Annotated in this window: 27 protein-coding genes and 1 tRNA gene; 15 read left to right on the top strand and 13 right to left on the bottom strand. The window is 59.6% G+C overall.

The window, feature by feature from the left end; genetic code table 11:
• Together lptM and argH are read right to left on the bottom strand one after the other, a co-directional pair.
• Complete coding sequence (gene lptM, locus T424_RS20300; protein WP_037066840.1) at positions 1 to 192, bottom strand: LPS translocon maturation chaperone LptM; 192 nt, start codon at positions 190 to 192, stop codon at positions 1 to 3.
• Between the two features lie 340 nt (positions 193 to 532).
• On the bottom strand, positions 533 to 1,936 hold the full coding sequence (gene argH / locus T424_RS0105810; protein WP_027486888.1) for an argininosuccinate lyase: 1,404 nt from the start codon (positions 1,934 to 1,936) through the stop codon (positions 533 to 535).
• A 23-nt stretch (positions 1,937 to 1,959) separates the two neighbouring features.
• On the opposite strand from argH, the gene tlpA reads away from it, so the two are divergent.
• From tlpA to T424_RS0105795, 3 genes are all read left to right on the top strand, one after another.
• Complete coding sequence (tlpA, locus tag T424_RS0105805) at positions 1,960 to 2,622, top strand: thiol:disulfide interchange protein TlpA (RefSeq protein ID WP_027486887.1); 663 nt, start codon at positions 1,960 to 1,962, stop codon at positions 2,620 to 2,622.
• A 112-nt stretch (positions 2,623 to 2,734) separates the two neighbouring features.
• Positions 2,735 to 4,138 carry an oligosaccharide flippase family protein gene (locus T424_RS0105800; protein ID WP_027486886.1) on the top strand — a complete coding sequence of 468 codons (1,404 nt, stop codon included), beginning with the start codon at positions 2,735 to 2,737 and terminating at the stop codon, positions 4,136 to 4,138.
• A 40-nt stretch (positions 4,139 to 4,178) separates the two neighbouring features.
• Entirely contained in the window at positions 4,179 to 5,411 is a 1,233-nt protein-coding gene (locus T424_RS0105795; RefSeq protein WP_245269457.1) for a GNAT family N-acetyltransferase, read from the top strand.
• Between the two features lie 105 nt (positions 5,412 to 5,516).
• Here T424_RS0105795 and T424_RS0105790 read toward each other — a convergent pair whose 3' ends face one another.
• Entirely contained in the window at positions 5,517 to 7,151 is a 1,635-nt protein-coding gene (locus T424_RS0105790; protein ID WP_051558816.1) for an AMP-binding protein, read from the bottom strand.
• Positions 7,152 to 7,499: 348 nt separating this feature from the next.
• On the opposite strand from T424_RS0105790, the gene T424_RS20295 reads away from it, so the two are divergent.
• Positions 7,500 to 7,745 carry a hypothetical protein gene (locus T424_RS20295; protein ID WP_084268401.1) on the top strand — a complete coding sequence of 82 codons (246 nt, stop codon included), beginning with the start codon at positions 7,500 to 7,502 and terminating at the stop codon, positions 7,743 to 7,745.
• 101 nt (positions 7,746 to 7,846) lie between these two features.
• On the opposite strand, the gene T424_RS0105780 is transcribed toward T424_RS20295, so the two are convergent.
• Positions 7,847 to 7,931: transfer RNA gene (locus T424_RS0105780), tRNA-Leu, on the bottom strand.
• A 273-nt stretch (positions 7,932 to 8,204) separates the two neighbouring features.
• On the opposite strand from T424_RS0105780, the gene T424_RS0105775 reads away from it, so the two are divergent.
• Together T424_RS0105775 and T424_RS0105770 are read left to right on the top strand one after the other, a co-directional pair.
• Positions 8,205 to 8,795, top strand: coding sequence for a YqaA family protein (locus tag T424_RS0105775; RefSeq protein WP_027486882.1), 591 nt, complete (start codon positions 8,205 to 8,207; stop codon positions 8,793 to 8,795).
• A gap of 24 nt (positions 8,796 to 8,819) precedes the next feature.
• Positions 8,820 to 9,341 (top strand): disulfide bond formation protein B, encoded by a 522-nt coding sequence (locus tag T424_RS0105770; protein ID WP_051558815.1) that lies wholly within the window; start codon positions 8,820 to 8,822, stop codon positions 9,339 to 9,341.
• 146 nt (positions 9,342 to 9,487) lie between these two features.
• Here the strand turns inward: T424_RS0105770 and T424_RS0105765 are convergent, their stop codons facing one another.
• Complete coding sequence (locus T424_RS0105765; RefSeq protein WP_027486880.1) at positions 9,488 to 10,045, bottom strand: HNH endonuclease; 558 nt, start codon at positions 10,043 to 10,045, stop codon at positions 9,488 to 9,490.
• A gap of 186 nt (positions 10,046 to 10,231) precedes the next feature.
• Positions 10,232 to 10,882, bottom strand: coding sequence for a DNA-3-methyladenine glycosylase family protein (locus tag T424_RS0105760; protein ID WP_037066837.1), 651 nt, complete (start codon positions 10,880 to 10,882; stop codon positions 10,232 to 10,234).
• A 43-nt stretch (positions 10,883 to 10,925) separates the two neighbouring features.
• Here T424_RS0105760 and gluQRS point away from each other — a divergent pair, with 43 nt between their 5' ends.
• Positions 10,926 to 11,813: a tRNA glutamyl-Q(34) synthetase GluQRS gene (gene gluQRS / locus T424_RS0105755; RefSeq protein ID WP_027486878.1), complete on the top strand. Its 888-nt coding sequence runs from the start codon at positions 10,926 to 10,928 to the stop codon at positions 11,811 to 11,813.
• Here gluQRS and T424_RS0105750 read toward each other — a convergent pair.
• The gene (locus T424_RS0105750; RefSeq protein WP_027486877.1) at positions 11,772 to 12,668 is read right to left on the bottom strand and encodes a YihY/virulence factor BrkB family protein; all 897 of its coding nucleotides are present in this window, start codon (positions 12,666 to 12,668) and stop codon (positions 11,772 to 11,774) included. The two genes, gluQRS and T424_RS0105750, sit on opposite strands and share 42 nt — an antisense overlap.
• Before the next feature lie 87 nt (positions 12,669 to 12,755).
• Between T424_RS0105750 and T424_RS0105745 the strand changes: the two genes are divergently transcribed.
• From T424_RS0105745 to T424_RS0105710, 7 genes are all read left to right on the top strand, one after another.
• Positions 12,756 to 13,589, top strand: a complete 834-nt coding sequence (locus T424_RS0105745; RefSeq protein ID WP_027486876.1) for an SDR family oxidoreductase — start codon at positions 12,756 to 12,758, stop codon at positions 13,587 to 13,589.
• Positions 13,590 to 13,618: 29 nt separating this feature from the next.
• Complete coding sequence (locus tag T424_RS0105740) at positions 13,619 to 13,816, top strand: twin transmembrane helix small protein (RefSeq protein ID WP_027486875.1); 198 nt, start codon at positions 13,619 to 13,621, stop codon at positions 13,814 to 13,816.
• 40 nt (positions 13,817 to 13,856) lie between these two features.
• Positions 13,857 to 14,114, top strand: coding sequence for a hypothetical protein (locus T424_RS0105735; protein WP_027486874.1), 258 nt, complete (start codon positions 13,857 to 13,859; stop codon positions 14,112 to 14,114).
• Between the two features lie 30 nt (positions 14,115 to 14,144).
• Positions 14,145 to 14,723: a cob(I)yrinic acid a,c-diamide adenosyltransferase gene (locus T424_RS0105730; RefSeq protein WP_027486873.1), complete on the top strand. Its 579-nt coding sequence runs from the start codon at positions 14,145 to 14,147 to the stop codon at positions 14,721 to 14,723.
• Positions 14,724 to 14,894: 171 nt separating this feature from the next.
• Positions 14,895 to 15,644, top strand: coding sequence for an electron transfer flavoprotein subunit beta/FixA family protein (locus T424_RS0105725; protein WP_027486872.1), 750 nt, complete (start codon positions 14,895 to 14,897; stop codon positions 15,642 to 15,644).
• Positions 15,645 to 15,667: 23 nt separating this feature from the next.
• Positions 15,668 to 16,597 carry an electron transfer flavoprotein subunit alpha/FixB family protein gene (locus T424_RS0105720; RefSeq protein ID WP_027486871.1) on the top strand — a complete coding sequence of 310 codons (930 nt, stop codon included), beginning with the start codon at positions 15,668 to 15,670 and terminating at the stop codon, positions 16,595 to 16,597.
• A gap of 268 nt (positions 16,598 to 16,865) precedes the next feature.
• Positions 16,866 to 17,738 carry a 3-hydroxybutyryl-CoA dehydrogenase gene (locus tag T424_RS0105710; protein WP_027486869.1) on the top strand — a complete coding sequence of 291 codons (873 nt, stop codon included), beginning with the start codon at positions 16,866 to 16,868 and terminating at the stop codon, positions 17,736 to 17,738.
• A 289-nt stretch (positions 17,739 to 18,027) separates the two neighbouring features.
• Here T424_RS0105710 and T424_RS20290 read toward each other — a convergent pair whose 3' ends face one another.
• From T424_RS20290 to T424_RS0105680, 6 genes are all read right to left on the bottom strand, one after another.
• Positions 18,028 to 18,204 carry a Flp family type IVb pilin gene (locus T424_RS20290; protein WP_084268414.1) on the bottom strand — a complete coding sequence of 59 codons (177 nt, stop codon included), beginning with the start codon at positions 18,202 to 18,204 and terminating at the stop codon, positions 18,028 to 18,030.
• Positions 18,205 to 18,628: 424 nt separating this feature from the next.
• A complete protein-coding gene (locus T424_RS0105700; RefSeq protein WP_051558814.1) occupies positions 18,629 to 18,952 on the bottom strand; it encodes a hypothetical protein in 324 nt (107 codons plus the stop codon).
• A 102-nt stretch (positions 18,953 to 19,054) separates the two neighbouring features.
• Positions 19,055 to 19,468 (bottom strand): (deoxy)nucleoside triphosphate pyrophosphohydrolase, encoded by a 414-nt coding sequence (locus T424_RS0105695; RefSeq protein ID WP_027486867.1) that lies wholly within the window; start codon positions 19,466 to 19,468, stop codon positions 19,055 to 19,057.
• The gene (locus T424_RS0105690) at positions 19,468 to 20,253 is read right to left on the bottom strand and encodes a GNAT family N-acetyltransferase (protein WP_037066759.1); all 786 of its coding nucleotides are present in this window, start codon (positions 20,251 to 20,253) and stop codon (positions 19,468 to 19,470) included. Before T424_RS0105690 ends, T424_RS0105695 begins: the two co-directional genes overlap by 1 nt.
• Complete coding sequence (gene argJ, locus T424_RS0105685) at positions 20,253 to 21,494, bottom strand: bifunctional glutamate N-acetyltransferase/amino-acid acetyltransferase ArgJ (protein ID WP_027486865.1); 1,242 nt, start codon at positions 21,492 to 21,494, stop codon at positions 20,253 to 20,255. The genes T424_RS0105690 and argJ overlap by 1 nt, the downstream gene beginning before the upstream one ends.
• A gap of 81 nt (positions 21,495 to 21,575) precedes the next feature.
• Positions 21,576 to 22,436 carry a peptidylprolyl isomerase gene (locus tag T424_RS0105680; RefSeq protein ID WP_027486864.1) on the bottom strand — a complete coding sequence of 287 codons (861 nt, stop codon included), beginning with the start codon at positions 22,434 to 22,436 and terminating at the stop codon, positions 21,576 to 21,578.
• A 239-nt stretch (positions 22,437 to 22,675) separates the two neighbouring features.
• Here T424_RS0105680 and secA point away from each other — a divergent pair, with 239 nt between their 5' ends.
• Positions 22,676 to 25,363 carry a preprotein translocase subunit SecA gene (secA, locus tag T424_RS0105675; RefSeq protein ID WP_027486863.1) on the top strand — a complete coding sequence of 896 codons (2,688 nt, stop codon included), beginning with the start codon at positions 22,676 to 22,678 and terminating at the stop codon, positions 25,361 to 25,363.
• The last annotated feature ends 110 nt before the right edge of the window (positions 25,364 to 25,473 follow it).

Genomic DNA, 25,473 nt, shown 5'->3' with positions numbered 1-25,473 from the left:
TCAGAGCAGCGGATCGAGGAAGAATTTACGGTCTGGCGCCTTGGATTTTTCGGGCGCGTCAGCCTTGTTCTGCTGCGCAACCGGGGTGCTTGGCCTGTCAAGGTCGCCCTTGCGGCCGCAGCTTGCCATCGTCAGGCTCAAGGCGCCGACCAGGGCGGCGGAAGTGGTCAATCTCAGAAGCGAAGCGCCCATGGCATCCTGTCCGGCATCACGAGAGCATTTCCGGGACGGTTTTGAACCGGCACCGATCCGGATATGCGTGGAAACAAAATTCGAGAGCGCTTCCAAAAACCATGGAAAACGCTCTGTCGAGTACAGCATCTACAGAAAAACCGGGGCTTTTGCACCCCGATTTTTTTGATCGTTCAATTCCTGGGCTTGATGAGAGCATTTGCCGAGGAAAAACCGCAACGGCACTTTGCGTGCAAATGCTCTCGCATTTCCAGCAAAAGTGTCGTCGGTTTTGCGTCCGGAAATGCGCCAAAACAAGACGTTGGAGCAATGCAGGTGAACCCGTGTCGCCGGAAGTGCTCTAGTTCCGCGCCCTCCACCAGGCAATCTGGCGGCGCACCTGCGCAGGTGCCGTGCCGCCATAGCTCTTGCGGCTGGCAACCGACGCCTCCACGGTCAGCACATTATAGATGTCAGCCGTGATGCTTTCGTGGATGGCCTGCAAATCCTCAAGCGAAAGTTCGGCCAGATCGCAGCCCTTCTGCTCGGCCAGCGCCACGGCGCGGCCCGTGACATGGTGGGCATCGCGGAACGGCAGGCCCGCCTCGCGCACCAGCCAGTCGGCCAGATCGGTGGCGGTGGAGAAGCCGGAACCGGCCGCTGCCTTCATGCGGTCGGCGCGCACCGTCAGGTCACGGATCATGCCGGTCATGGCGGCCAGCGCCAGTTCCAGGCTTTCGGCGGCGTCGAAGACCTGCTCCTTGTCTTCCTGCATATCCTTGGAATAGGCGAGAGGCAGGCCCTTCATCACGGTCAGAAGCGCGATCAGCGAACCGTTGATGCGGCCCGTCTTGGCGCGCACCAGTTCGGCGGCATCGGGGTTTTTCTTTTGCGGCATGATGGAAGAGCCGGTGGAAAAGGCATCCGAAAGCCGGATGAAGCCGAATTGCGGCGTGGACCAGATGACGATCTCTTCCGCCAGCCGCGACAGATGCGTGGCGGAAATCGCGGCGATGGACAGGAATTCCAGCGCGAAATCGCGGTCGGACACGGTATCGATGGAGTTGCGGGTCGGCTCGCGGAAGCCAAGCGCCTCGGCCGTCATGTGCCGGTCGATCGGATAGCCGGTCCCGGCCAGTGCGGCCGAACCGATGGGGCATTCGTCCAGATGTTCGATGGCGTGGCGCACGCGCTGGCGGTCACGGCCGAACATTTCCACATAGGCCATGCAATGATGGCCAAATGTCACCGGCTGGGCGGTTTGCAGATGGGTAAAGCCCGGCATGACGGTATCGGCATGGTCTTCGGCGCGGTCGAGAAAGGCCTTGATGAGGTCTGACAGCAGGCTTTCGGTCTTTTGCAGCTCTTCCTTCACCCACAGCCGGAAATCCAGCGCCACCTGGTCGTTGCGCGAACGCGCGGTGTGCAGGCGGCCTGCGGCGGGGCCGATCAGTTCTGCCAGCCGCGCCTCGATATTCATGTGAATGTCTTCCAGCTTGCGCGAAAACTGGAACTGCCCGCTCTCGATTTCTCCCCGGATCGTGTTCAGTCCGTGAACGATCTTGTCTTTGTCTTCGGCGGAAATAATGCCTTTTTGGGCCAGCATGGTGGCGTGGGCAATGGAGCCGCGAATATCCTGGGCATAGAGCTTCTTGTCGAAACCGATGGAGGCGTTTATCTCCTCCATGATGGCCGCCGGGCCGGAGGCGAAGCGACCGCCCCACATCTGGTTGGAGGATTTGTTGTCCTGATTGCCCTCGGCCATGGAGATCGTTCCTGGAGACGTCGATGACGAAAAAAAGACCCGCTGGACTTCCATCCGTCAAACTGATTGCGGTTGCGGCGATTGCCGGCCTGATCGCCGGCGCGGTTGCGGTATACGTGAAGGAGACGGGTTCTGGCAATGGCGCAGAACAGGTCGCCGCAAATGGCTGCGAGACAGCGAGCGTCATGACGGATGCCCTGGCGCCCCTGGCCAAGGGCCAGATCACCGCGCTGGTTGCCGCCAATCCGCCGCACCCGGTGGCGGGCGTGTCGTTCAAGGATGCAAGCGGGGCCGATGCCAGCCTCGAAACCCTGAAGGGCAAGATCACCCTCGTCAATCTGTGGGCGACATGGTGCGTGCCGTGCCGGGAGGAAATGCCTGCCCTCAACCGGTTGCAGGCCGCCAGAGGCGGCAAGGATTTCGATGTGGTGGCCATCAATATCGACAGTGGCGGCGATGAAAAGCCCAGAACCTTCCTGAGTGATAACGGCATCGACCGCTTGGGCTTTTACCGCGACAGCTCCATGGGCGCCTTCAATGCCCTGAAAAAGCAGGGCCTCGCCTTTGGCCTGCCGGTCACGCTCATTCTCGACCGCAAGGGTTGCCTGATCGGCTCCATGAACGGGCCTGCGGCGTGGGACAGCGAGGATGCCAAGCTGCTGATCGACCGGCTGACCGCGCTTTGAGGTTTCGGCCCCTGTTCAATTTCGGGCAGCCGTGCTCCAGTCTTTGTTAACCCTATGATGTCATGACAGATTGATCCGGCGAAAAAGCGATTGGTGACGTTGCGTGTCCATCATGGGGTTTGTCCAGTTTGCGCAGAAGCGGCTGCCGCAGCGCCTGCAAGCGCCCATGGCGCGGCTTGCAGCGGTTTTGACCGGTGCGGACGAGATAGCCCGCGCCCAGCGCATGGCGCTGACGGCTTTTGTCATCAGGGTCTTGAGCGCCGGGATCGCCTTTTTCTCGCAGATCGTGCAGGCGCGGCTGATGGGCGATTTCGAATATGGCATCTTTGTTTTCGTCTGGGTTCTGGTTGTTCTGTTCGGCAATCTTTCCTGTCTTGGTTTCCATTCCACGGTCATCCGCTTCCTGCCGCAATACCATGCCCGTGACGAGGTGGATGCCATTCGCGGCCTGACGGTGACGATCCGTCTGTTCGCCATGTGCTTTGCAACGATGCTGGCGGCAACAGGCCTTGTGCTGCTGCATTTTTTCGGCGGGAAGATCGAAACCTACTATATCTTGCCGATGTTTCTCGGCCTTTTTGCCTTGCCGATGATCGCCCTTGGCGACGTACTGGACGGAACGGCCCGCGCCAACAGCTGGCCGGTGGCCGCGCTCAGCCCCACCTACATCATCCGGCCCGTGCTGATCCTGCTTTTTATGGTGATGGCTATCTCCTGGGGGGCGCCGCATACGGCCACGACCGCCATGCAGGCCGCGCTGGCTGCCACCTATTTCACCAGCATCGGCCAGTTCATTACCGTGACGTGGCGGTTGCGGCGGAAATTTCCGAAGGGACCGAGACGGATCGATTTTCGCGCCTGGGTGCAGGTGGCGATCCCGATCTTCTTCATCGAGGGTTTTCTGTTTCTGCTTACCAATTCCGACGTGATGGTCGTGGGCCTTTATCTGCCGCCCGATCAGGTGGCCATTTATTTCGCCGCGGCAAAGACCATGGCGCTGGTCCAGTTTGTCTATTTCGCGGTGAAGGCGGCGGCAGGGCCACGGTTTTCAGCGCTGATGACGGCAGACGACCTGCGGCCGCTGGCGGCATTTGCGGGCAAGACGGTGCGTTGGTGTTTCTGGCCGTCTCTGGCCATCGGCCTTGTGGTGCTGGCGGCGGGAGAATTGCTGTTGTCGCTGTTCGGGCCGAATTTCACGGCCGGTTATCCGCTGATGGCTGTGCTTTTTGTCGGCGCTCTTTTCAAGGCGCTGGTCGGGCCGGGAGAGGTTCTGTTGACAATGGCGGGCCGGCAGAAGCTCTGCGTGATGCTTTATGTGGTCGCGCTTTCGGTAAACATCGCGCTGAATGTCACGCTTATTCCACATTTCGGCCTGATGGGGGCAGCCTGTGCGGCGGCGGGCGCGCTTCTGGTCGAGGCGGTGCTGTTACATGTTGCGGTTCTGAAATCCCTTGGTATCCTATTGTTTGCCTTTGCCGATCCACTTTCCCGCCTCAACAAGATCAGGGTGGCCTGATATGATACCATCCGAGAATCCGGGTTTTCCCGGCAGACAGATGTTGCGCGGGGAAGCGGGCCGGGAAACGGGGGAGCCGCCTGCTGCCGATCTGCGCCTTGCAGTTGGCCGCCCCGGACGACATTTGTGGCTTTATCCGCGCCGGGCCAGCTATGACCTGGAACGCGAAATGGATTTTCTCACCAACCGCGCCATGGAGCCCAATGTCTTCTTCTCCGGCCGCTTTCTGGCGCCTGCCATTCCCCGCCTCGAAGACCGGCATATCCGTCTGGCCCTGCTGCGCGATGACGTGGACGGTCGCAGCCGGATGCGGCTGCTTTTGCCTTTTTCCGTGGAGAAGCCTGGTTTTGCCGTTGGCCCGTCGATCATTCGTGCCTGGTCCAATCCCTTCGGCCCGCTCGGCACGCCGCTGGTGGATGGAGAAGATGCCGTGGAAACGGTCGATAATCTTCTCACCGCGCTGAGCGCGCCCGAAGCGGGGCTTCCTGGCGTGCTGGTCTTGCCGGACATGCGCCTCAACGGCCCGGTTTCCCGCCTGCTGAAGGCATTGGCAATCAGCCGAGACCTGCCCGTGCTTGTCACCAATCGCCAATCGCGGCCCATGCTGGAAAGTCTGGACGACGGCGATGCCTATCTGGCGGCATCGGTGTCGAAGTCGCATTTGCGGGAAATGCGCCGCCAATACCGCAGTCTCGAAAAGCTTGGCCCGGTCGGCTACCACGTTGCCCGCCAGCCCGATGAGGTTGGGCAGGCGATGGAAGACTTTCTGGCGCTGGAAGCCAGCGGCTGGAAAGGCAGAAAGCGAAGCGCCCTGCTGAGCGACCGCCTCCGGGCAGCCTTTGCCCGTGAAGCCGTGACGAACCTTGCCGGGCGCGATGCCGTGCGCATTCACACGCTGCATCTGGATGGCCGCTGCATCGCCTCCATGGTGGTGTTCATGATGGGGGCGGAGGCCTATACATGGAAGACTGCCTATGACGAAAGCCTGTCACGTTTTTCGCCCGGAAAGCTGCTGGTGCGCGAACTGACGCGGTGGCATCTCGAGGACGCCAATATCCTGCGCACCGACAGTTGCGCTGTGCCCGATCATCCGATCATGAGCCGCCTGTGGCGCGAGCGTGAAGAGATGGGGACACTGGTGGTCGGGCTGAAGCCGAATACCGACCGGGAGGTGCGCCAGGTCTCCACACAGCTTCACCTTTACCGCAATACCCGCAACCTCGCCCGCCTGCTGCGTGACAAGGTGCTGTCCAGACTGAGGCGGGATGGCTAGAGTATCCGTTCGAAAAGTCTGCAACGGCAGTTTTCGCAGGACGACGCCCTGATCAACAGATCCAAAGGCCGGGGCCGGTATTCGGATCATCCCGTACCATAAAAGTCAGGACTGTACCGTTTCACGATCCCTCAGCAGTCTGCGGATAACCTTGCCGCTGGTGGTGAGCGGAATATCGTCGATGAACTCCACCTCGCGCGGATATTCATGCATGGAAAGCCTTTCCTTGACCCATTCAGAAAGCTGTCCGGCAAGGGCTGCGCTGGGCAAATGGCCGTCCTGAAGGGTTATGAAGGCCTTGACGATTTCCGTGCGCAGCGGATCGGGCTTGCCGATAACCGCCGCCAGCCGCACGGCGGGATGGCCGACGAGACAGTCCTCTATTTCGGTCGGCCCGATCCGGTAGCCGGAAGACGTGATGACATCGTCGTCACGTCCGAAGAATTCGATATAGCCCTCCGCATCGGCCCGGCCAAGATCGCCGGTCAGCAACCAGTCGCCGGTGAATTTGCGTTGCGTTGCCGCCTCGTCATTCCAGTAGCCAAGAAACATGACCGGATCTGGCTTGGCAATGGCGATCTGACCCGTTTCACCGGCAGGCATTCTATTCCCCCGCTCATCGACGATGGCCACGCGGTGGCCGGGAACCGGCTTGCCGATGGCACCCGCCCTTGTAACGCCCAGCTCTGCGGCTGAAGACAGCACGAAATTGCATTCCGTCTGACCATAGAATTCGTTTGGGGTGATCTTGAGGGTTGTTTTCACCCATTCGTAGGTCTCGCGGCCCAGTGCTTCGCCAGCGGAGGTGATGGAGCGTAGCTTCAAGCGGTAGCGGCTGAGCGGCTGGTCCACGCTTTTCATCAGCCTGAGCGCGGTGGGCGGAATGAAGGCATTGCGCACCTCCATCTCCTCCAGGATGCGATAGGCCATGGCGGCATCGAATTTCTGCCCCGGCGAGGAGACAACCGGAATGCCCAGCAGCAAGGCAGGCATGAGAACATTCAGCAATCCACCGGCCCAGGCCCAGTCCGAAGGTGTCCAGATACAATCCTCCGGCTGCGGCGCGCCGCCATGGGCCAGTTGGAAACCGGGAATATGCCCCGCCAGCACCCGGTGGCCATGCAAGGCGCCCTTCGGCGCGCCGGTGGTGCCGGAGGTAAAGATCATCAGCGCCGGATCGTCGGGGCTGCTGTCTGCGCCGGAGAAATCCGTGGCTCCTGCGGCGATCAGGTTTTCGAAGGTCTCTGCGTCGCCCTCGACCTTTTCCGTGACGATGACATGCTTCAGGTCAGGAAGGCGCGCGCGGATGTCCTGAAGCCGCCTGAAGCCGAAAGCATTGGTGACGATGGCCGATGCCCCTGCGGTCTTGAGCCGATATTCCAGAGCCTCCACGCCAAACAACAAGGCCAGCGGCAGGGCGATGGCGCCAAGTTTGTAGAGCGCGACATGGGCAATGGCGGTCTCGAAACCCTGGGGCAGAGCCAGTGCCACCCGCTCGCCGCGCCGGATGCCCAATTGCGAAAGGGAATGGGCAAATGCGCTGGAGCGTTGGGCCAGTTCCCCATAGGTCAGGCTGCGGTGGTCGCCTGCGGGAGAGAAATGCTTGAGACAGATGCGGTGCGGCTCTTTCGATGCCCACTCGTCGGCAACGGCGCGGCCCATGTTGAAATTGGCAGGTATCGACCAGGAAAAGGCCCTGCAAAGCGCGGTGTGGGAGGCAAGGCCTTGCGGCAGAAACATTTTGAAACCTCTATAATCCTGCTGAAATTATCATTTCGTTCGCAGGCGCACAATGAAAATGACGCGATGCAGCAAAATGAAAATGGGAACAATCTGTCGCCGTTATGAATTGCAAACCAGGAACTTCGCCGCGAAATGACCCTGAAGATGCCGCGCAAGCGGTCAGGAAACGCTTCATTTTCGCGTTGAAATCCTTTCGTTAGCAAGCCGCTTGACGACACATGCGGCGGCGTCCTGACGGATGGTGCAGCCATCCCATGACCAACGGTCTGATTATATGGGTCGCATCGGAGACGCCCGAAAACCGGTTCCCACTTTTCGGTCCGATGCTTTTAAAGGAGGAAATCCATGTTGAGGAAAATGATCCCCGTGCTGGCACTTGCTGGTCTTCTGGCGTCGTGCGGCGATGATGATAATGCCAACAAGAACAATTCCGGCACGACAACCCCTCCGGCAACCAGCGTTGCCCCCGGCAGCAGCGGCGGAACCAGCACGACACCGGCCACGCCGCCCGCCTCTACAAGCCCGAACACGGCGCCGCAATCCGGCACGGGCGGCGGAACGGGCACGCAATCGGGCACGGGGAACCCGTAAACAGGATCTGATCGCTTCATGATGAAGGGAGGCTGCGTGCCTCCCTTTTTCGTGCCGTCGCAGTTTGCGCGTATGCGCCACGAAGGAAACATGCAGGAAAATGGTGCCCCTTGCCGGAATCGAACCAGCACTCCTCTCGGAACCTGATTTTGAGTCAGGCGCGTCTACCAATTCCGCCAAAGGGGCCCGAAGGATGAGGAGGGACTATACGGAGACGGGGTGGTTGGTCAACCCGGTTTTTGCAGCATTCGACTGTAAAACTCTGCTGGCAGGGAGCTGAGGGGCGAAACTGCCATTGCCATCAACAGGGGCTTTCCGCATAAAGGCGTTTCGCACGTGCGGCGCAGCATGAAGGCTTGCAGCCGTTCCGGCGCAGGATCCGGCAGGCAAGAAGCGTGGCTGGAAATGACGGCGCGGCCTGTGGCTGACGCCCGAAGCGCAATGCAAGAGGAGCGAGAAATGTTGCGTCGCCTTTACGATTGGACCATGTCGCTTGCCTCCCGCAAATCCGCGGAATTGTGGTTGGGGATCATCTCCTTCGTTGAAAGCTCGATTTTTCTCGTGCCTGCCGATGTTCTCTTCCTGCCCATGGCGCTGGCGCGGCCCGACAAGGTCTGGCGTTATGCGTTGGTGGCCACTGTCACTTCGGTTCTCGGTGGTATCGCCGGTTGGGTGCTGGGCTATTACGCCTATGAGAGCATTGCCCGGCCCATTCTGGAATTTTACGGCAAGGCGGAAGCCTTCGACCAGTTGCGCCTGTCGGTGGATTACGAGACGGTGATTCTTCTGCTGGTCACGTCCGGACTTGCACATCTGCCGCCCATCAAGGTCGTCACCATTCTCTCGGGCGTGGCGCATGTCAACATCTGGCTGTTCATCGTCTCGGCCATCCTTGCGCGCGGTGGCCGCTTTTTCCTGCTGGCCTGGCTGTTGCGCCGCTATGGCGAGCCGATCCGTCACTTTATCGAGAAGAGGCTGGGGCAGATTGCCGCGGCAGGTGCCATCCTGCTGATCGTGGTGTATATCGCCTATCGGCTGCTGACCCACTGACCTGCGGCGCGATGGAGTTACCCTATGTCCTCGTCTTCTCTTTCTGGCGTGAAGTCGCTTGCTATCGTGACGCTCGCCATGGCCGCCGCGGTTGGCGTGGCGCTCGCCTTTGAATATATCGGCGGATATATCCCTTGCGAATTGTGCCTGCTGGAGCGCAAGCCATTCTATGCAGGCGTGGTGATCGGTCTTGTGGCGCTGCTTGCCTCGGCGAAGCTGCCGCCAGCGGCCTTGCGGCTGGTGCTGGTGCTGCTTGGTGTCGTCATGCTGGTCAGTGCCGGTCTGGGCGCCTATCACGCGGGCGTCGAATGGAAGTTTTGGGAAGGGCCGTCTGCCTGTGGTGCCACCACGGGGGCGGCCTTTGGTGCCGGGGGCAATATCCTCGAACAGCTCAATACCATCCACGGCCCGTCCTGCACCGAGGCAGCACTGCGGGTGCTGGGCATTTCCTTCGCAGGCTGGAATGCCATCGTCTCTTTGGCTTTTGCGCTGTTTGCTTTTTCCACGGCCCGTTCTACGGCGCCGCGCGTTTTAAAAAATGCATAAAGGACGCTGTAACACTTTAAATCTGCTGCATAATTTTCACCTTAAATCGATTCCGGTTTAAGGAATTATGCAGTAAGGCCTTTCAGCGAAGCCTGCAACGCGGGGAAAGCGTCCTCGCGCTGAGGCAAGGCAGACAGGACCGCCTTTTACGGCTGCAACTCCGAATCCCAGTAGAGATAGTCCACCCAGCTTTCATGCAGGTAGTTCGGCGGGAAGAGCCTGCCGTTGTTGTGAAGATCCTGAACGGTGGGGTGGTAGGGTTTCTGGGCCGGAAACATCGCGGCCTCGCGGGGCAGTTTCGAGCCCTTGCGCAGATTGCAGGGCGAGCAGGCCGCCACCACGTTTTCCCAGGTTGTCTGCCCGCCATGGGCGCGGGGAATGACATGGTCGAAGGTCAGGTCGTCGCGGCATCCGCAATACTGGCACTCGAACTTGTCGCGGAGAAAGACGTTAAAGCGGGTAAATGCCGGGTTTCGCGTCGGTTGCACATAGGTCTTGAGGCTGACGACGCTTGGCAACCTCATGGAGAAACTGGGCGAACAGACCGAATATTCATATTCGGCTATGATGTTGACCCGGTCAAGAAACACCGCCTTGATCGTGTCCTGCCAGGACCATAACGACAAGGGATAATAACTCAGTGGCCTGTAATCGGCATTCAGAACGAGTGCCGGCAAGGACTGTGGTGAGACTGCAATCGTCAAGGCGTTCTCCTGATCGATTCGGCATCTGCTATTCTATATTAGGCTTGCTGTTACAGGATTGTGAAGCCCTTATGCGGGCGCTGCGTTCAATTTTGAAAAACGGAGAATATCTCGGGCCTCTGACGCAGTTGAGATATTCGAAATCCCCTCAAGGCGAGGATGTGTTCGCATCTTCGAGCCTTGCTATTATACAGGTCTTGCGGGAGCGGCCTCCCTGCGGGTCAAAGCGGCATAATAGGCCCAGAAAAGCCGGGCTGCGACAGAACGCCACGGTTGCCATGCAAGCGCCTCATTGGCGGTCTGGCGTATATCCGGCCGCTCCGGCCAGCCAAGGCCCGCGCCGACGGCAATCCGCAAGGCAACGTCGCCCGCCGGGAAAATGTCCGGATGGCCGCCGCAGAACATCAGATAGACCTCCGCCGTCCACAGCCCGATGCCGCGCAGCCGGCAGAGGCTGGCGATCGCCTCTTCGGCGGGCGCCTCCAGAATGGCCAGGGGATCGAAACTGCCCTCGATAACGGTCTGGGAAAGGGTGGTGAGGCATTGATGCTTGGCACGAGACAGGCCGCAGGCAAGCGCTGCATCGCCAAGTGCAAGGTAATGGTCCGGTTGCGGACTTTCTCCCATTGCGGCTTGCAGCCTGCTCCATATGGCCATGGCGCTTGCGCGCGACACCATTTGCGACACGACGATATAGGACAGACCGGCAAAGCCGGGTTCCGTCAGCCGCAGGGGCAGGGGCCCAGCCTTTTCGGCAATCGGGCCAAGCCTTGGATCCAGCCGCAGCAGTTCGGCAAGCCCAAGGGCCACATCCTCATCGGTGCTTATGCGTTGCATGGCGGCTCTTTTCTGCGGACGGGAAATCAGGCAGGAAAAGAGCATGAGCGAGCCTGTCCGTCAAAGCCCCTGTTTTCGTTTCGCGCCAAGCCCCAATGGCTATCTGCATCTGGGACATGCGCTTTCCGCGCTGGAAAATGCCAAAAGGGCGCAGGACACCGGCGGTCGCTTGCTTTTGCGCATCGAGGACATCGATCCTGCCCGCTGCACGCCGGAATTCGAGGCGGCGATATTCGAGGATCTGCACTGGCTGGGGTTGCGCTGGGAGGAGCCGGTGCGCCGCCAGTCGGAGCATGTGGATACCTATCGCGCCGCCCTTGGCCGTCTGGAGAAAATGGGCCTTGTCTACCCCGCCTTCCTGAGCCGCAGCCAGATCAAGGCCCATGCCGCACAGGCTGAGCAGCAGGGCCGGACATGGCCCCGCGATCCGGATGGCGCGCTGCATTACCCGACCGTTGAACGAGTGCTCGATCCTGGAGAGGCGGCGGCCCGAATCGCGAATGGCGAACGTCATGCTTTGCGGCTGGATATGGACAAGGCGCTGGCCTGCGTCGATGCGCCGCTGTTCTGGCAGGAAAGCGGCACGGGTGAGGTGCAGGAGATCAGGGCCGATCCGGCGGCCTGGGGTGACATCATCCTGTGGCGCTGGGATGCTCCGTCCAGCTATCATCTTTCCGTTGTGGTGGACGATGCGCTTCAGGGCATTGCCGAGGTGGTGCGCGGGCGCGATCTTTATCATGCAACCTCCGTCCAGCGGCTGTTGCAGGCCCTGCTTGGGCTTGATCCGCCCCGTTATCGTCACCACCGGCTTGTGGCCGGGGGGGATGGCCGCAAGCTTTCCAAGAGCGAAGGCGCGGCGGGTCTCAGGCATTTGCGGCAGGCGGGACACTCACCCGCCGATATTCGTCGCCTTGTCGGGTGTGTCGCGTGAGAGGCCGCGCCGTGCGCGCGGGACATTCTGAAATTTCATCAGGGCGGCGTTGAATTCCGCGCCGATGATGAACAGCACGCCCAGCATGTAAAGAAACACCAGCACGATCATGATGGAGGCCAGCCCCGCATAGGTGGCGGCATAATTGGCAAAGGTAGAGAGATAGGCCGCAAAGGCCAGTGCCCCCATGATCCACAAAAGCAAGGTCAGGCAGATGCCGGGCAGCACGTCGATCAGCCGCCTTTTGCCAGCCGGCAGCCAGAGGTGGGAAATGGTCAGGCCCATGGCCAGCATGACCAGCGTGCCGAGAATGCCCCAGTTTGAAATGATCGCCAGCGCATCCTTGAGCAGGGGAAATTTCTGCTCGGCAAATCGCAGCGCGATCGGCACGGCAATCAGGAGAACACTGATTACCGCGAAGGCCAGCACGCCCATGAGAACAAAGCCCAGGCTGATCAGCCGGGTAATGTACCAGGGCCGCGTTTCCGTGACGCGATAGGCCCGGTTCAGCGAGGCCCGCAGCGCTTCCACGCCATTGGAGGCGAAATAGGCCGCCGCCAGAACCGAAACGGTGAGCAGGCCGCCGCGCGGAATGGTCAGAACCTGTATGACCTGTTCGGAAATGGGTTTGGCGATGTCTTCCGGCCAAGTGTCGAAAATGAAGTGGATGGCGGTGTTGGCAAAGGAGCTTGCGCCGAGGAAACCAGCAAGGGCCGTGCCGAAGATCAGAAAGGGAAAGACGGCAAGAAGGGTAGAGAGCGCCACATGGCTTGCCATGGCCCAGCCGTCATCCTCCGTGAAATGCCAGATCGCGTCCCAGGCCACCTTATAGAGTCGGGTCAGATAATCCCGCATTTCGTCTCCGCTCGCCAATCCTTGCAAAAGGGAATATGGGGGAAGCATTGCGGTTTGAAAGAGTTTTGCAGCGGGAGCGGACAAAAAATGCCAGATCGGAAGTCGATCATCGTGACCGGGTGTTCGTCGGGTATCGGTGCCTATTGCGCAAGGGCGCTTCAGGCGGAAGGCTGGCGGGTGTTTGCCACCGTGCGCAACCCCGATGATCTTGCCGCACTTACAGCCGACGGGCTGGAAGCGCTGGTGATGGATTACCGCGACGAAGCCAGCATTGCGACACTGGTGCAAACCGTTCTGGAGCGCACCGGCGGCAGGCTCGATGCGCTTTTCAATAATGGCGCCTATGGCCAGGCGGGTGCGGTGGAAGACCTGCCCACGGCAGCGCTGCGGGAGCAGTTCGAAACCAATCTCTTCGGCTGGCACGATTTGACGCGGCGCGTGGTGCCGGTCATGCGCGCACAAGGCCACGGACGCATCGTGCAATGCTCGTCCATTCTGGGGCTTCTGCCCTATCGCTGGCGCGGGGCCTATACAGCCTCGAAATATGCGCTGGAGGGACTGTCGCTGACCTTGCGGATGGAGCTGGAAGGCAGCGGTGTTTTCGTCAGCCTTATCGAGCCGGGGCCGATCGCCAGCCGTTTTACCGCCAATGCCCTGACGATGATCCGCAGACATATCGATCTTGAGCATTCCGTTCATGCTGAGGACTACCGCAAGCAGTTGGCGCGGCTGGAAGGAACCGGCAAGCCCAACAAGCACAAGCTCGGCCCGGAAGCCGTCCACAAAGTACTGCGCCACGCCTTGACCGCGCCGCGTCCGCGCCCACATTATCTCGTCACGACGCCTGCGAAGCAGGGGGTGCTTCTCAAGCGGCTTTTGCCGGCGGATCTCTTCTACCGGCTGATGCGCTCGCTTGATTAGGGCGGGCGCTTGATGAGGGCTGAACGGGCATGTCCACCTTTACCACAATACTTGCCATTATTTTCATGGGCCTCGTGGCGCTCGTGCTGGTGCGCGGCCTGGTCAACATGTTGAAGGCGGGCGATGGCAACAGGTCCAACAAGCTCATGCAGTTGCGTGTTCTGCTGCAAGCCATCGCGGTGGCGCTGATCATGCTCGCCCTCTGGATTTCCGGTGGGGGGCGTTAAAGCATCGGCCGAAAAGTGGGAACCGGTTTTCGGATTACCGATGCGATTGAAAAAAGCATCGGCCGAAAAGTGGGAACCGGTTTTCGGATTATCCGATGCGATGGAAAAAGCATCGGCCGAAAAGTGGGAACCGGTTTTCGGATTATCCGATGCGATTGAAAAAACCTATCGGCCGAAAAGTGGGAACCGGTTTTCGGATTATCCGATGCGATGGAAAAAGCATCGGCCGAAAAGTGGGAACCGGTTTTCGGATTATCCGATGCGGAAGTGTCCGCGGGTGGCGGGCTCGTCTCGCTGAGTTTTGCATTTTTTCTGGAACAATTGGAATATGGTCAAACTGAACAAGATCTACACCCGTACTGGCGATGACGGCACCACCGCGCTTGTTTGCGGGCCGCGCCGCTACAAGCACGATCTCCGGGTCGAAGCCTATGGTACGGTGGATGAGGCCAACAGCGCCATCGGCATGGCGCGCCTCTACACGGAGGGCCTTGAGCCGGTAAACGAAATGCTGTTGCGCATTCAAAACGATCTCTTCGATCTGGGCTCCGATCTGGCCACGCCGGATACCGGCGAGGTGCTATCCTGGGAACCCTTACGCATCGTGCAATCGCAGGTGGACCGGCTCGAAAGCGAGATCGATGCGCTCAATGCCCATCTTGAGCCGCTGAAGTCCTTCGTGTTGCCGGGCGGCACGCCAGCGGCGGCGCATCTTCATCTGGCGCGCACCATTATTCGCCGGGCAGAGCGTATCATGGTGGACCTGATGCGAAACGAAGGCGAGACTGTAGGCGGCCCGGCCCTGAAATATGCAAACCGGCTTTCGGATTTCCTGTTCGTGGCAGCCCGGTTCGTCAACGATACCGGCAGGGCCGATATTCTGTGGGTGCCGGGCAAGAACCGCTGACAGAGCAAAATATTGACGTGAACGTAAAAGTTATATAGACAGGCCCTCTCTCCCGGAGGAGTGTCTCACGATTGTAATTGCGAAAAAAATGCGTATCGATGTCGCCAATCGACCATCGCCCGCGTGAAATTTACCGCAGTTTGCAGCGTGACTGTAGCAAGGAAGGACCCCATGAAGATCGTAGTGCCCGTGAAGCGGGTTGTTGACTACAACGTCAAGATCCGTGTGAAGCCGGACGGCACCGGCGTCGAGCTTGCCAATGTGAAGATGTCGATGAACCCGTTCGACGAAATCGCCGTGGAAGAGGCGCTGCGCCTGAAGGAAGCGGGCAAGGCGGATGAGGTGATCGTCGTGTCGATCGGCCCCGCCAAGGCCGAAGAGACGCTTCGCACAGGTCTGGCCATGGGCGCGGACCGTGCCGTGCTGGTGGAAACGGACGATGCGGTGGAGCCCTTGGCCGTGGCCAAGCTGCTGAAGGCGGTGGTGGAAGCCGAAGGTCCGGGGCTTGTCATTGCCGGCAAGCAGGCCATCGACGACGACAGCAATCAGACCGCACAAATGCTCGCCGCCCTTCTTGGCTGGAGCCAGGCAACCTTCGCCTCGAAGGTCGAGCTTGCCGACGGTTCCGCCAATGTGACCCGCGAAGTGGATGGCGGTCTCCAGACCATTGCCGTCAAGCTGCCGGCTGTGGTCAGCGCCGATCTGCGCCTCAACGAGCCACGCTATGCGTCGCTGCCCAACATCATGAAGGCCAAGAAAAAGCCGCTGGACAAGAAATCGCCCGCCGAACTCGGTGTCGATACCGCGCCGCGCCTCAAGGTTTTGAAAACCGAGGAGCCGGGGGGCCGCAAGGCCGGTGTCAAGGTCAAGTCGGTTGCCGAGCTGGTTGAAAGGCTCAAGACCGAAGCCGGTGTGATCTAACCAGCGATACAGGGAGTTTTATCATGGCTATTCTTCTTCTCGCTGAACACGACAATGCGTCGCTTTCCGACCAGACCGCGAAGGCGCTGACGGCGGCCAGCGAAATCGGCGGCGATGTGCATGTGCTTGTGGCAGGCTCCGGCGCGCAGGCCGCAGCCGATGCGGCTGCGCGGCTTTCGGGGGTTTCCAGGGTTTTGCTGGCCGATGGCGCCGATTATGCGCACCAGCTTGCCGAGCCGCTCGCGGCCTTGATCGTTTCTCTGGCCGGTGCCTATGACGTCATTCTCGCGCCTGCCACTTCGGTCGGCAAGAATGTGCTGCCCCGCGTGGCTGCCCTTCTCGATGTCATGCAGGTGTCGGAAATCGTTGAAGTTGTCTCTGCCGACACCTTCAAGCGGCCGATCTATGCGGGCAATGCCATTCAGACGGTCCAGTCCACCGATGCCAAAAAGGTCATTACCGTGCGTACGGCCTCCTTTGCGGCGGCAGGCGAGGGTGGCTCTGCGGCTGTTGAAGCCGTCGGTGCTGCGGCCAATCCGGGTCTTTCCAGCCATGTTTCCGATGCCTTGTCGGCCTCGGAGCGTCCGGAGCTTACCTCTGCCAAGATCATTGTTTCCGGCGGCCGTGCTGTCGGATCCTCCGAAAAGTTCAAGGAGGTCATCCTGCCGCTCGCCGATAAGCTGGGCGCTGCCGTTGGCGCATCGCGCGCAGCCGTCGATGCCGGTTATGCGCCGAACGACTGGCAGGTGGGCCAGACCGGCAAGGTGGTTGCCCCGGAGCTTTACATTGCCTGCGGCATTTCCGGCGCCATTCAGCATCTGGCCGGCATGAAGGACTCCAAGGTCATCGTTGCCATCAACAAGGATGAAGAAGCACCGATTTTCCAGGTGGCCGATTACGGTCTGGTCGCCGATATCTTCGAAGCCCTGCCGGAACTGGAAAAGGCGCTGTAAACCTCAAGGTCTTTTGCATTTTGCCACGATTTTCAGATCCGTCTCCGATGAGGAGGCGGATTTTTTATGTTTTCCAACAGGTCGCCGATCTTCTGCTTTTGGTATTTGCGAACGCGAAGCCGGATTTCTCTTTCCCTGCAAAGGCAATAATTCACCACATGAAGCGTGAGGGCTGGAAAAGCAGGGTGCGCCGCAGTATCACTTGTCATGAGGAGCCCGACGCCTGATGGGGATCGGGCGCGGCCGGGCGAGCAAGGTGGAAAGAGCGATGATCAAATCTATCGGAATCGTAGGTGCAGGGCAGATGGGGTGCGGCATTGCCCATGTTTGTTCGCTTTCGGGCTACAAGGTCACACTCTATGACCTGTCGCGCGATCGTATCGAGGCCGGTCTTGCCACCATCAACGGTAACATGGCGCGTCAGGTCAGCAACGGCAAGCTGGCGGATGAGGAACGGCAGAAGGCCCTGACGCTGATCTCCGGCAGTGCGGATGTTCAGGATCTTGCGCCCGCCGACCTGGTCATCGAAGCGGCCACCGAAGACGAATCGGTCAAGCGCAAGATTTTCGGCCAGATTTGCCCCGTGCTCAAACCGGAAGCCATTCTGGCAACCAATACCTCTTCTCTTTCCATCACCCGTCTTGCCGCATCCACCGACCGGCCCGAACGCTTCATGGGCATACATTTCATGAACCCGGTGCCGGTGATGAAGCTGGTGGAACTGGTGCGCGGCATCGCGACCGAAGAGACCACTTTCGAAACCGCCAAGCAATTCGTGCGCACGCTCGACAAGACGATTACGGTGGCGGAGGATTTTCCCGCCTTCATCGTCAATCGTATCCTGCTGCCGATGATCAACGAGGCTATTTACACGCTTTACGAAGGCGTGGGCAGCGTGGAGGCCATCGATACCGCCATGCGCCTTGGCGCAAATCATCCCATGGGGCCTTTGCAGCTTGCCGATTTCATCGGCCTCGATACCTGCCTTTCGATCATGCAGGTGCTGCATGACGGGCTGGCCGATAGCAAATATCGGCCCTGTCCGCTTCTTGTGAAATATGTCGAGGCAGGTTGGCTCGGCCGCAAATCAGGACGCGGTTTCTACGATTATCGGGGGGAAACACCCGTTCCGACCCGCTGAAAGCACAGGCGCTACTGCATAATTCCTTAAATCGGAATCGATTTAAGGTGAAAATTATGCAGCAGATTTAAAGTGTTGCAGCGCCGTGCGATACGGGCTCATCCATTGGATGAGCCGTGATACCGTGCTGAAATCTTCGAATTTCAACGGTGCAATAGGCCGGGTAAAGTTCTGCGCATCGGGCTTTCTAGAGCGGTTCATTGTTTCACGGAAACATTGAACCGCTCTAAGTATTTGTTTTTACGCATTTTCAGACGGAAAACCGGCTTCCACTTTTCCTGAAAATGCTCTAAAGGCCGAGCGCCGTGTTGATCGTATCGACGATATAGGTGAACAGGTTTTGCAGGGCCTCGTAGTAGAGGGTGAGGCCGGCAATCATCGAAACGGCGATAAGACCCGCCAGCAAACCATATTCTATGGCGGTTGCGCCGCGCTGGTCCTTCAAAAATCGCTGAATAGTCCGCATGTCTGTCCCCATAAGCCCCGTGCCCCCGGGACATTGTGCCGTCACCTGCCACAGCTTGAGTGTCGCTGGTGATCAGGTTTAGAGCATAATCCGACCGGAGTGAAACGAGGGCCGAGAAGATTATGCTTCAAAGATAAAATCTTAGAGCGCTAATCTGACCCAAGCAGATCGAAAAGCGCTCTACTGCATAATTCCTTAAATCGGAATCGATTTAAGGTGAAAATTATGCAGCAGCTTTAAAGTGTTACAGCGTCGTTTTTGCGTTTGATAAAACGCACGGCGCTGTAAAGGTGATATTTCCAGGCGTTTGATAGGCGAAACTTATCGGGTCTTCACACATCGTCTGTCGCTTGTCTCCATACGCCGCAAAGTATTCGCCCCGGCCGATGTCAGGAAACCTGTACCCACTTTTCCTGAAAATGCTTCAGCAGCCATCCCCTCCGTCATGATTGACGATGCAAACCGTATCGGGTGCTGTCTGCAATACGCTGCGACGAATGGTGTAGCGCTTGCCGGAGGCGTCGCGTTCCACCGGAATGGAGCCGGTGCTCATCGTATCAAGGTCGGTGGAGCGGAAGGCGACAGGCGCTGTATCGTGGTTGCCAACCAGCATGGGTGTTACCACGAGTGTCAAAGCCACCGCGGCGACTGCAAAGAGCAACGCAAGGTTTACGACACCAATTTTGCCGGACGTAGAAGCCGAGCGCCTTTTGCGCTGGCGAAGCTTCTGCAAATCCTCGTCCATCATTATCATCCTCACATGCCAGACTGCATGATACCTTAATAATGGCGGGTGGGAGCTTAACTTTATATTAATTTGAGATAAGAAAGTGTGTTTATCAGTCAGGGCTTACAAAAGATCCTGAAGGAAAGGGATCAACGGCTCATCGGCTGGCGGCATGGGGTAGCTGCGAAGATCCTTCGGATAGACCCATTTCAACGCCTGACCTTCGCGACCCGTGGCCATGCCCTCATAGCGCCGGCAAATATAGAGGGGCATGAGAAGGTGAAATTTTTCATAGGTATGGCTGGCAAAGGTCAGCGGCGCAAGGCAGGGAACCTTGGTAGAGACGCCCAGTTCCTCGTGCAATTCCCGCACGAGGCATTCCTCCGGGCTTTCACCGGCTTCTACCTTGCCGCCGGGAAACTCCCATAGGCCCGCCAGGCTTTTACCCTCCGGGCGCTGCGCCAGAAGGATACGGCCATCGCTATCGACCAGTGCGCAGGCCGCCACCAGCAGGATAGGGTGTTGCATCTGCGCCATCAGCCCTTCTCCGGCGTCCAGTAGCAATAGTCATAAGCGTGGCGGAAACCGAGCTTGCGGTAAAGCGCCAGGGCGGGCTGGTTGCTGGCCTCAACCTGAAGCCATGCCTGGCGCGCACCGCGCATTCGTGCCCAGCGCAGGGCGCCATAGACCAGCTCGAAGCCTTCTCCCTTGCCGCGATGGGCCGGATCGACCACCACCTGCAACAGTCCGGCCAGATCATTGTCCTGCACGCAGATGGCTGCGGCGACCGGGCCATTTCCGGCGATTTCCTTCAGGAAAAGCCCATAAGGCGGCTTGATGCTGCCGATCAGTTCCGCAAGGCCGGGCTTGAGGCTGGCGTCCTCTCCATGCATGGTCAGGCTTGCATCCACGAAACGGCCAATGTCATGGCTTGGCAAATGGTCCATGGCGTCATGTTCGTCCAGAGCCGCCAGATCGGCGATCATGACGACGCTCTCGTCGAAGCGGTGCCAGCCGCCCGCGACAAGGGCGTCCTCAATCTCCGGCGCGGCAAGCGGTGTTTGCCGAAACACCATTTTCCGGCCATAGGCTTCAAACTTGCGGGTTGCCTTGTCCAGACGCTGGCCAATGTCGCGCGTGTCGGACCGATCCAGCGCCACCACGCAATTGATCCGCTTGGAAGGATAGCTTCCCGAAAGGCGGATCTGCCAGCTTCCGTCATAGTTTACGGAAGCGGCAGGCCATGCGCGAAAGCTCACCGCCTCCAGGCGGCGCACCAGCGGCAGATTGGCGTGGCTGGAAACCTTGTCGATCAAAACCATCAGCTCCGGTAATCTCCGTTGATGGCAACATATTCCTTGGTGAGGTCGCAGGTCCAGACCGTGGCTTCGCCTGAGCCAAGGCCGATGTCCACGGTGATGGAAATGTCTTCCTGCTGCATGACCGCCGTGGTGGCGGCCTCGGAATAATCCGGGTCACGCTCGCCGTTCACGGCAACGCGGATGTCGCCGAACCATATGGCCAGCCGGTCGCGGTCCGCCGCTTCGCCGGATTTGCCAACGGCCATGACCACGCGGCCCCAATTGGCATCTTCGCCAGCAACGGCAGTCTTGACCAGCGGCGAATTTGCGATGGAAAGGCCGATGCGCTTGGCAGCCGCGTCGCTCTCGGCGCCCTTGACCGTCACGGCCACCATCTTGCGGGCACCTTCGCCGTCACGCACGACCTGAAGAGCAAGATCCTTGAGGAGATCGTTGAGGGCGGCGCGGAACGAGCCAAGGCGCGGATCGTCTGTCGTTTCGATGCGGGTCTGGCCATCGTCGGCGGCCGCACCCGTGGCAAACAGCATCAGCGTATCGGAGGTCGAGGTGTCGCTATCGACGGTCACGGAATTGAAGCTTGGGCCAACCCCTTCGCTCAGCAATTGCTGAAGGGCGGCTGGCGAAATATCGGCATCCGTCACCAGGAAGGACAGCATGGTGGCCATGTCAGGCGCAATCATGCCCGCTCCCTTGGCAATGCCGTTGATCGTCACGGCGATACCGCCGATCTCGGCGCGGCGCGTGGCGACCTTGGGATAGGTATCCGTGGTCATGATGGCCTTGGCGGCTTCCAGCCAGAAATCGCCCTTGGCCTCGGCGGCCATCATGTCCAGCACGCCTGCGAATTTCGTGGCGTCCAGCGGCTCGCCGATCACGCCGGTGGAGGCGAGATAGATTTCATGCTCCCCGCAGCCCAGCGCGGATGCGGCCGATTTCGCCGTCAGTTCGGTGGCCGCACGGCCCTTGACGCCGGTAAAGGCATTGGCGTTGCCGGAATTGACCACCACGCCGCGAGCCGTGCCATGCGGCAGGTTCTTGCGGCAGAAATCCACCGGAGCGGAAGGGCATTTGGACCGGGTGAACACGCCTGCCACGCTTGCCGGACGCTCGAACACCATCATCAGCACGTCGGTTCGGTTCTTGTATTTGATGCCGGCGGCGGCGGTTGCCATGGCAACGCCACGGATGGCCGGCATTTCGGCAAAATTCTTCGGTGCAAGCGGGGAAACGGTCGCGGACATGGGCTTGGACGCTGCTCTGGTGGAGGAAAGGCAAGGGAAAACATACAGCCGCGCCAGACGGCGCGGCTGTAGAAGCTATCGTTACTGCTGCGGCTTCTGGTTCTGCTGGGCGTTGATGTCCTCATAGCCCTTCTTCAGCGCCGGATCGAGAATTTCGACCTTTTCGGAGGACTTGGCCTTTTCGAGGAGCGCCAGATATTTGTCACGCATCACGAGCTGGCGAACCTGCTGCTGCACGTCGTCGAAGGACGGCGGCGGGGCATCGCGCAGGTCTTCGACCTTGATGACGTGATAGCCGAACTGGGTCTTCACCGGCGTCTTGGTATAGGTGCCGGGCTTGAGGGCAAAGGCTGCCTCTTCGAATTCGGGAACCATGCGGCCCTTGGAGAAGTAGCCCAGATCGCCGCCATCGTCCTTGTTGGAATCGGTGGACTTTTCCTTGGCAAGGGCTGCAAAATCCTTGCCGGCATCGAGCTGCTTGATCACATCCTTGGCCTCATCCTCGGTCTTGACCAGAATGTGGCGGGCGTGAACCTCCTGCTCCTTGGGCAGGGCAGCGATTTCCTTGTCGTAGCGGGCTTTTACCTCTGCATCGGAGGTGGTGTCCACGACGTGCTTCTTGAAATAGGCATTGTGCAGTTCGCGGTCGGCGATGAAGGCCATGCGCTGCTTGTAGGCCGGGTCGTCCTTCATGCCTTCGCCAATGGCGTTGCCTGCCAGGAGCTTCACGTCGATGGCGCCGGAAAGCGCTGCCACCTTCTTCTGGTCGTCCGGCATCTGGGCAAATTGTGGATCGAGATTGGACATGGCCAGGTCCAGCTCGGACTGGTGGATCTCAAGGCTGCCGACCTTGGCGACAACGGCATCCTCGGCACGGGCGGCCGAAGAAAGAATTGCCAGCGCCGCACAGGCGGTCAGCACGAGTTTGTGGGAACGAAGCATGAAATAACCCTTCGGTTGATAGGCCTGTCGATACCGTCAATCGGTTCGAAAACACTCAAAACCACCGGAATGTGGCGCTTGTGGTGCGTGCTGTCCCGTTGACATAATTCGACCCCCCTCTTATCTGTCTGCCAAGTCTGCGTCCAGAGCCGTTTCCGGGGGTGGCGCGCCAATTCAGTCCGATGATCGCAGGTTCGCCCCCGTGGCCCTGACGACGGAAGCAGGAAAGGACCATAGAAATGGTCAGTCTCGGTGGGCTTGCCCGCAAAATCTTCGGCTCATCCAATGAGCGGCGCATCAAGGGCCACAAGCCGCGCGTGGCGGCCATAAACGCGCTGGAAGACAGCATGAAGGCCCTGAGCGATGCCGAGCTGGCTGGCAAGACGGCTGAATTCCGCGAGCAGATCAAGGCCGGCAAGACGCTGGACGACCTGCTGGTGCCGGCCTTTGCAGTTGCGCGTGAGGCATCTCGCCGCACGCTGGGTATGCGCCCCTTCGACGTGCAGCTCATCGGCGGCATGATCCTGCATGAAAATTCCATTGCCGAAATGAAGACGGGCGAAGGCAAGACGCTGGTGGCCACGCTTGCCGTCTATCTCAACGCCCTCTCCGGCAAGGGCGTGCATGTGGTCACGGTCAACGATTACCTCGCCCGCCGCGATGCCACGATCATGAGCAAGCTTTACGGCTTTCTGGGCCTCACCACCGGCATCATCGTTCACGGGCTCGACGATGACGAGCGCCGCGCCGCCTATGCCTGCGACATCACCTACGCGACCAACAACGAGCTTGGCTTCGATTATCTGCGCGACAACATGAAATACGAGCGCGGCCAGATGGTGCAGCGCGGTCATAATTTCGCGATCGTTGACGAGGTGGACTCCATCCTCGTGGACGAGGCGCGCACGCCGCTCATCATCTCCGGCCCGCTGGACGACCGGTCCGACCTCTACAACACCATTGATGCCTTCATTCCGCTGTTGACTGCGGAAGATTATGAAATCGACGAGAAGCAGCGCTCCGCCAACTTCTCCGAGGCTGGTACCGAAAAGCTCGAAGGGCTCTTGACGCAGGCAGGCCTGCTCAAGGGCGCCTCGCTCTACGACGTGGAGAACGTTGCCATCGTTCACCACATCAACAATGCGCTGAAGGCGCACAAGCTGTTCCAGCGCGACAAGGATTACATCGTCCGTAACGACGAAATCGTCATCATCGACGAGTTCACCGGCCGCATGATGCCGGGGCGCCGCTATTCCGAAGGCCAGCATCAGGCGCTCGAAGCCAAGGAAAAGGTGACGATCCAGCCGGAAAACCAGACGCTGGCCTCCATCACGTTCCAGAATTACTTCCGCATGTATGAAAAGCTCGCCGGCATGACCGGCACGGCTGCAACGGAAGCGGAAGAATTCCAGAACATTTACGGCCTTGAAGTGGTGGAAGTGCCCACCAACCTGCCCATCGCCCGTATCGACGAGGACGACGAGGTCTACCGGACCTTCGAGGAGAAGTTTCAGGCGATCATCGCCGAAATCCAGGCGGCCCATGAGCGTGGCCAGCCGGTGCTGGTCGGCACGACCTCCATCGAGAAATCCGAACTTCTGGCCACGATGCTGCGCAAGACCGGCTTTGAGACATTTCAGGTTCTCAACGCCCGCTATCACGAGCAGGAAGCCTATATCGTCAGCCAGGCGGGCGTGCCGGGCGCTGTGACCATTGCCACCAACATGGCGGGCCGCGGCACCGACATCCAGCTTGGCGGCAATATCGACATGCGGCTGGAGCGTGAACTGGAAGGTATGGAACCGGGGCCGGAGCGCGATGCGAAGGAACAGGCCATCCGCGAAGAGGTCAGGCAGCTCAAGGAAAAGGCGCTTGCCGCTGGCGGTCTTTACGTCATTGCCACGGAGCGTCACGAAAGCCGCCGCATCGACAACCAGCTTCGCGGCCGTTCCGGCCGTCAGGGCGATCCGGGCCGCTCGAAATTCTACCTTTCGCTCCAGGATGACCTGATGCGCATCTTCGGTTCCGACCGGATGGATGGCATGTTGCAGAAGCTTGGGTTGAAGGACGGCGAGGCCATCGTCCATCCCTGGATCAACAAGGCACTGGAACGGGCCCAGAAAAAGGTCGAGGCGCGCAATTTCGACATTCGCAAGAACCTGTTGAAGTATGACGACGTGCTGAACGATCAGCGCAAGGTGATCTTCGAACAGCGTCTGGAGCTTATGGACGCCACCGACCTGACCGAAACGGTTGCCGACATGCGCCATGAGCTGATCGACACGGTGGTTCGCACCCATATTCCCGAGCGCGCCTATGCCGAGCAATGGGATGCGGCTGGCCTCAAGGCCGCCGTTGCCACCATGTTCAATCTCGACCTGCCAATCGATGAGTGGGCCAAGGAAGAGGGTATTGCCGAAGACGACATCGTGGAGCGGATCAAGAAGGCTGCCGATGACGTGATGGCCGACAAGACCGAACGATTCGGGCCGGAAATCATGGCCTATATCGAGCGTTCCGTCCTGTTGCAGACCATCGATAACCTTTGGCGCGAGCATATCGTCAACCTCGATCACCTCCGGTCCGTTGTCGGCTTCCGCGGCTATGCGCAGCGCGATCCCTTGCAGGAGTACAAGGCGGAGGCCTTCGAGCTCTTCCAGGCGCTGCTTGCCAATATGCGCGAGGCGGTGACGGCGCAGATGATGCGGGTGGAAATCGTGCGTGAAGCGCCTGCCGAACCCAGCCTGCCGGTGATGGAGGCCATCCATCAGGATCCGCTGACCGGTCAGAATGAATTCGGGGCTGCCGAGGTTCAAGACCGCAATCCGAACGATCCTTCCACCTGGGGCCGTGTTGGCCGCAACGAGCCCTGCCCATGCGGCTCTGGCAAGCGCTTCAAGCATTGCCATGGTGCGCTGACGGCTTGAGAGAGCCGTATCTTATGAAAGCTAATGCGAGCGGCGGGGTTTTCCCGCCGCTTTTTGTTTGGCCTTTTGAGCCAGCACTTGTCTCGCTTCAGGCCCTACTTGTGTTTGGC

This window comes from Allorhizobium undicola ORS 992 = ATCC 700741, assembly GCF_000621665.1.
Taxonomy (GTDB): domain Bacteria; phylum Pseudomonadota; class Alphaproteobacteria; order Rhizobiales; family Rhizobiaceae; genus Allorhizobium; species Allorhizobium undicola.
This window is presented reverse-complemented; position numbering and strand designations above follow the sequence as displayed.

Excerpts from the sequence above, each read along its gene's own strand:
- T424_RS0105690 (WP_037066759.1), bottom strand. The coding sequence starts at position 20,253 with ATGGTTTTGATCGACAAGGTTTCCAGCCACGCCAATCTGCCGCTGGTG.
- T424_RS0105740 (WP_027486875.1), top strand. The coding sequence starts at position 13,619 with ATGTCCACCTTTACCACAATACTTGCCATTATTTTCATGGGCCTCGTG.
- T424_RS0105680 (WP_027486864.1), bottom strand. The coding sequence starts at position 22,436 with ATGCTTCGTTCCCACAAACTCGTGCTGACCGCCTGTGCGGCGCTGGCA.
- T424_RS0105720 (WP_027486871.1), top strand. The coding sequence starts at position 15,668 with ATGGCTATTCTTCTTCTCGCTGAACACGACAATGCGTCGCTTTCCGAC.
- T424_RS0105760 (WP_037066837.1), bottom strand. The coding sequence starts at position 10,882 with ATGCAACGCATAAGCACCGATGAGGATGTGGCCCTTGGGCTTGCCGAA.
- T424_RS0105695 (WP_027486867.1), bottom strand. The coding sequence starts at position 19,468 with ATGGCGCAGATGCAACACCCTATCCTGCTGGTGGCGGCCTGCGCACTG.
- argH (WP_027486888.1), bottom strand. The coding sequence starts at position 1,936 with ATGGCCGAGGGCAATCAGGACAACAAATCCTCCAACCAGATGTGGGGC.
- T424_RS0105725 (WP_027486872.1), top strand. The coding sequence starts at position 14,895 with ATGAAGATCGTAGTGCCCGTGAAGCGGGTTGTTGACTACAACGTCAAG.
- T424_RS20290 (WP_084268414.1), bottom strand. The coding sequence starts at position 18,204 with ATGCGGACTATTCAGCGATTTTTGAAGGACCAGCGCGGCGCAACCGCC.
- T424_RS0105770 (WP_051558815.1), top strand. The coding sequence starts at position 8,820 with ATGTCCTCGTCTTCTCTTTCTGGCGTGAAGTCGCTTGCTATCGTGACG.
- argJ (WP_027486865.1), bottom strand. The coding sequence starts at position 21,494 with ATGTCCGCGACCGTTTCCCCGCTTGCACCGAAGAATTTTGCCGAAATG.
- T424_RS0105710 (WP_027486869.1), top strand. The coding sequence starts at position 16,866 with ATGATCAAATCTATCGGAATCGTAGGTGCAGGGCAGATGGGGTGCGGC.
- gluQRS (WP_027486878.1), top strand. The coding sequence starts at position 10,926 with ATGAGCGAGCCTGTCCGTCAAAGCCCCTGTTTTCGTTTCGCGCCAAGC.
- T424_RS0105700 (WP_051558814.1), bottom strand. The coding sequence starts at position 18,952 with ATGATGGACGAGGATTTGCAGAAGCTTCGCCAGCGCAAAAGGCGCTCG.
- T424_RS0105800 (WP_027486886.1), top strand. The coding sequence starts at position 2,735 with ATGGGGTTTGTCCAGTTTGCGCAGAAGCGGCTGCCGCAGCGCCTGCAA.
- T424_RS20295 (WP_084268401.1), top strand. The coding sequence starts at position 7,500 with ATGTTGAGGAAAATGATCCCCGTGCTGGCACTTGCTGGTCTTCTGGCG.
- T424_RS0105790 (WP_051558816.1), bottom strand. The coding sequence starts at position 7,151 with ATGTTTCTGCCGCAAGGCCTTGCCTCCCACACCGCGCTTTGCAGGGCC.
- secA (WP_027486863.1), top strand. The coding sequence starts at position 22,676 with ATGGTCAGTCTCGGTGGGCTTGCCCGCAAAATCTTCGGCTCATCCAAT.
- T424_RS0105795 (WP_245269457.1), top strand. The coding sequence starts at position 4,179 with ATGTTGCGCGGGGAAGCGGGCCGGGAAACGGGGGAGCCGCCTGCTGCC.
- lptM (WP_037066840.1), bottom strand. The coding sequence starts at position 192 with ATGGGCGCTTCGCTTCTGAGATTGACCACTTCCGCCGCCCTGGTCGGC.
- T424_RS0105730 (WP_027486873.1), top strand. The coding sequence starts at position 14,145 with ATGGTCAAACTGAACAAGATCTACACCCGTACTGGCGATGACGGCACC.
- T424_RS0105745 (WP_027486876.1), top strand. The coding sequence starts at position 12,756 with ATGCCAGATCGGAAGTCGATCATCGTGACCGGGTGTTCGTCGGGTATC.
- tlpA (WP_027486887.1), top strand. The coding sequence starts at position 1,960 with ATGACGAAAAAAAGACCCGCTGGACTTCCATCCGTCAAACTGATTGCG.
- T424_RS0105775 (WP_027486882.1), top strand. The coding sequence starts at position 8,205 with ATGTTGCGTCGCCTTTACGATTGGACCATGTCGCTTGCCTCCCGCAAA.
- T424_RS0105750 (WP_027486877.1), bottom strand. The coding sequence starts at position 12,668 with ATGCGGGATTATCTGACCCGACTCTATAAGGTGGCCTGGGACGCGATC.
- T424_RS0105735 (WP_027486874.1), top strand. The coding sequence starts at position 13,857 with ATGCGATTGAAAAAAGCATCGGCCGAAAAGTGGGAACCGGTTTTCGGA.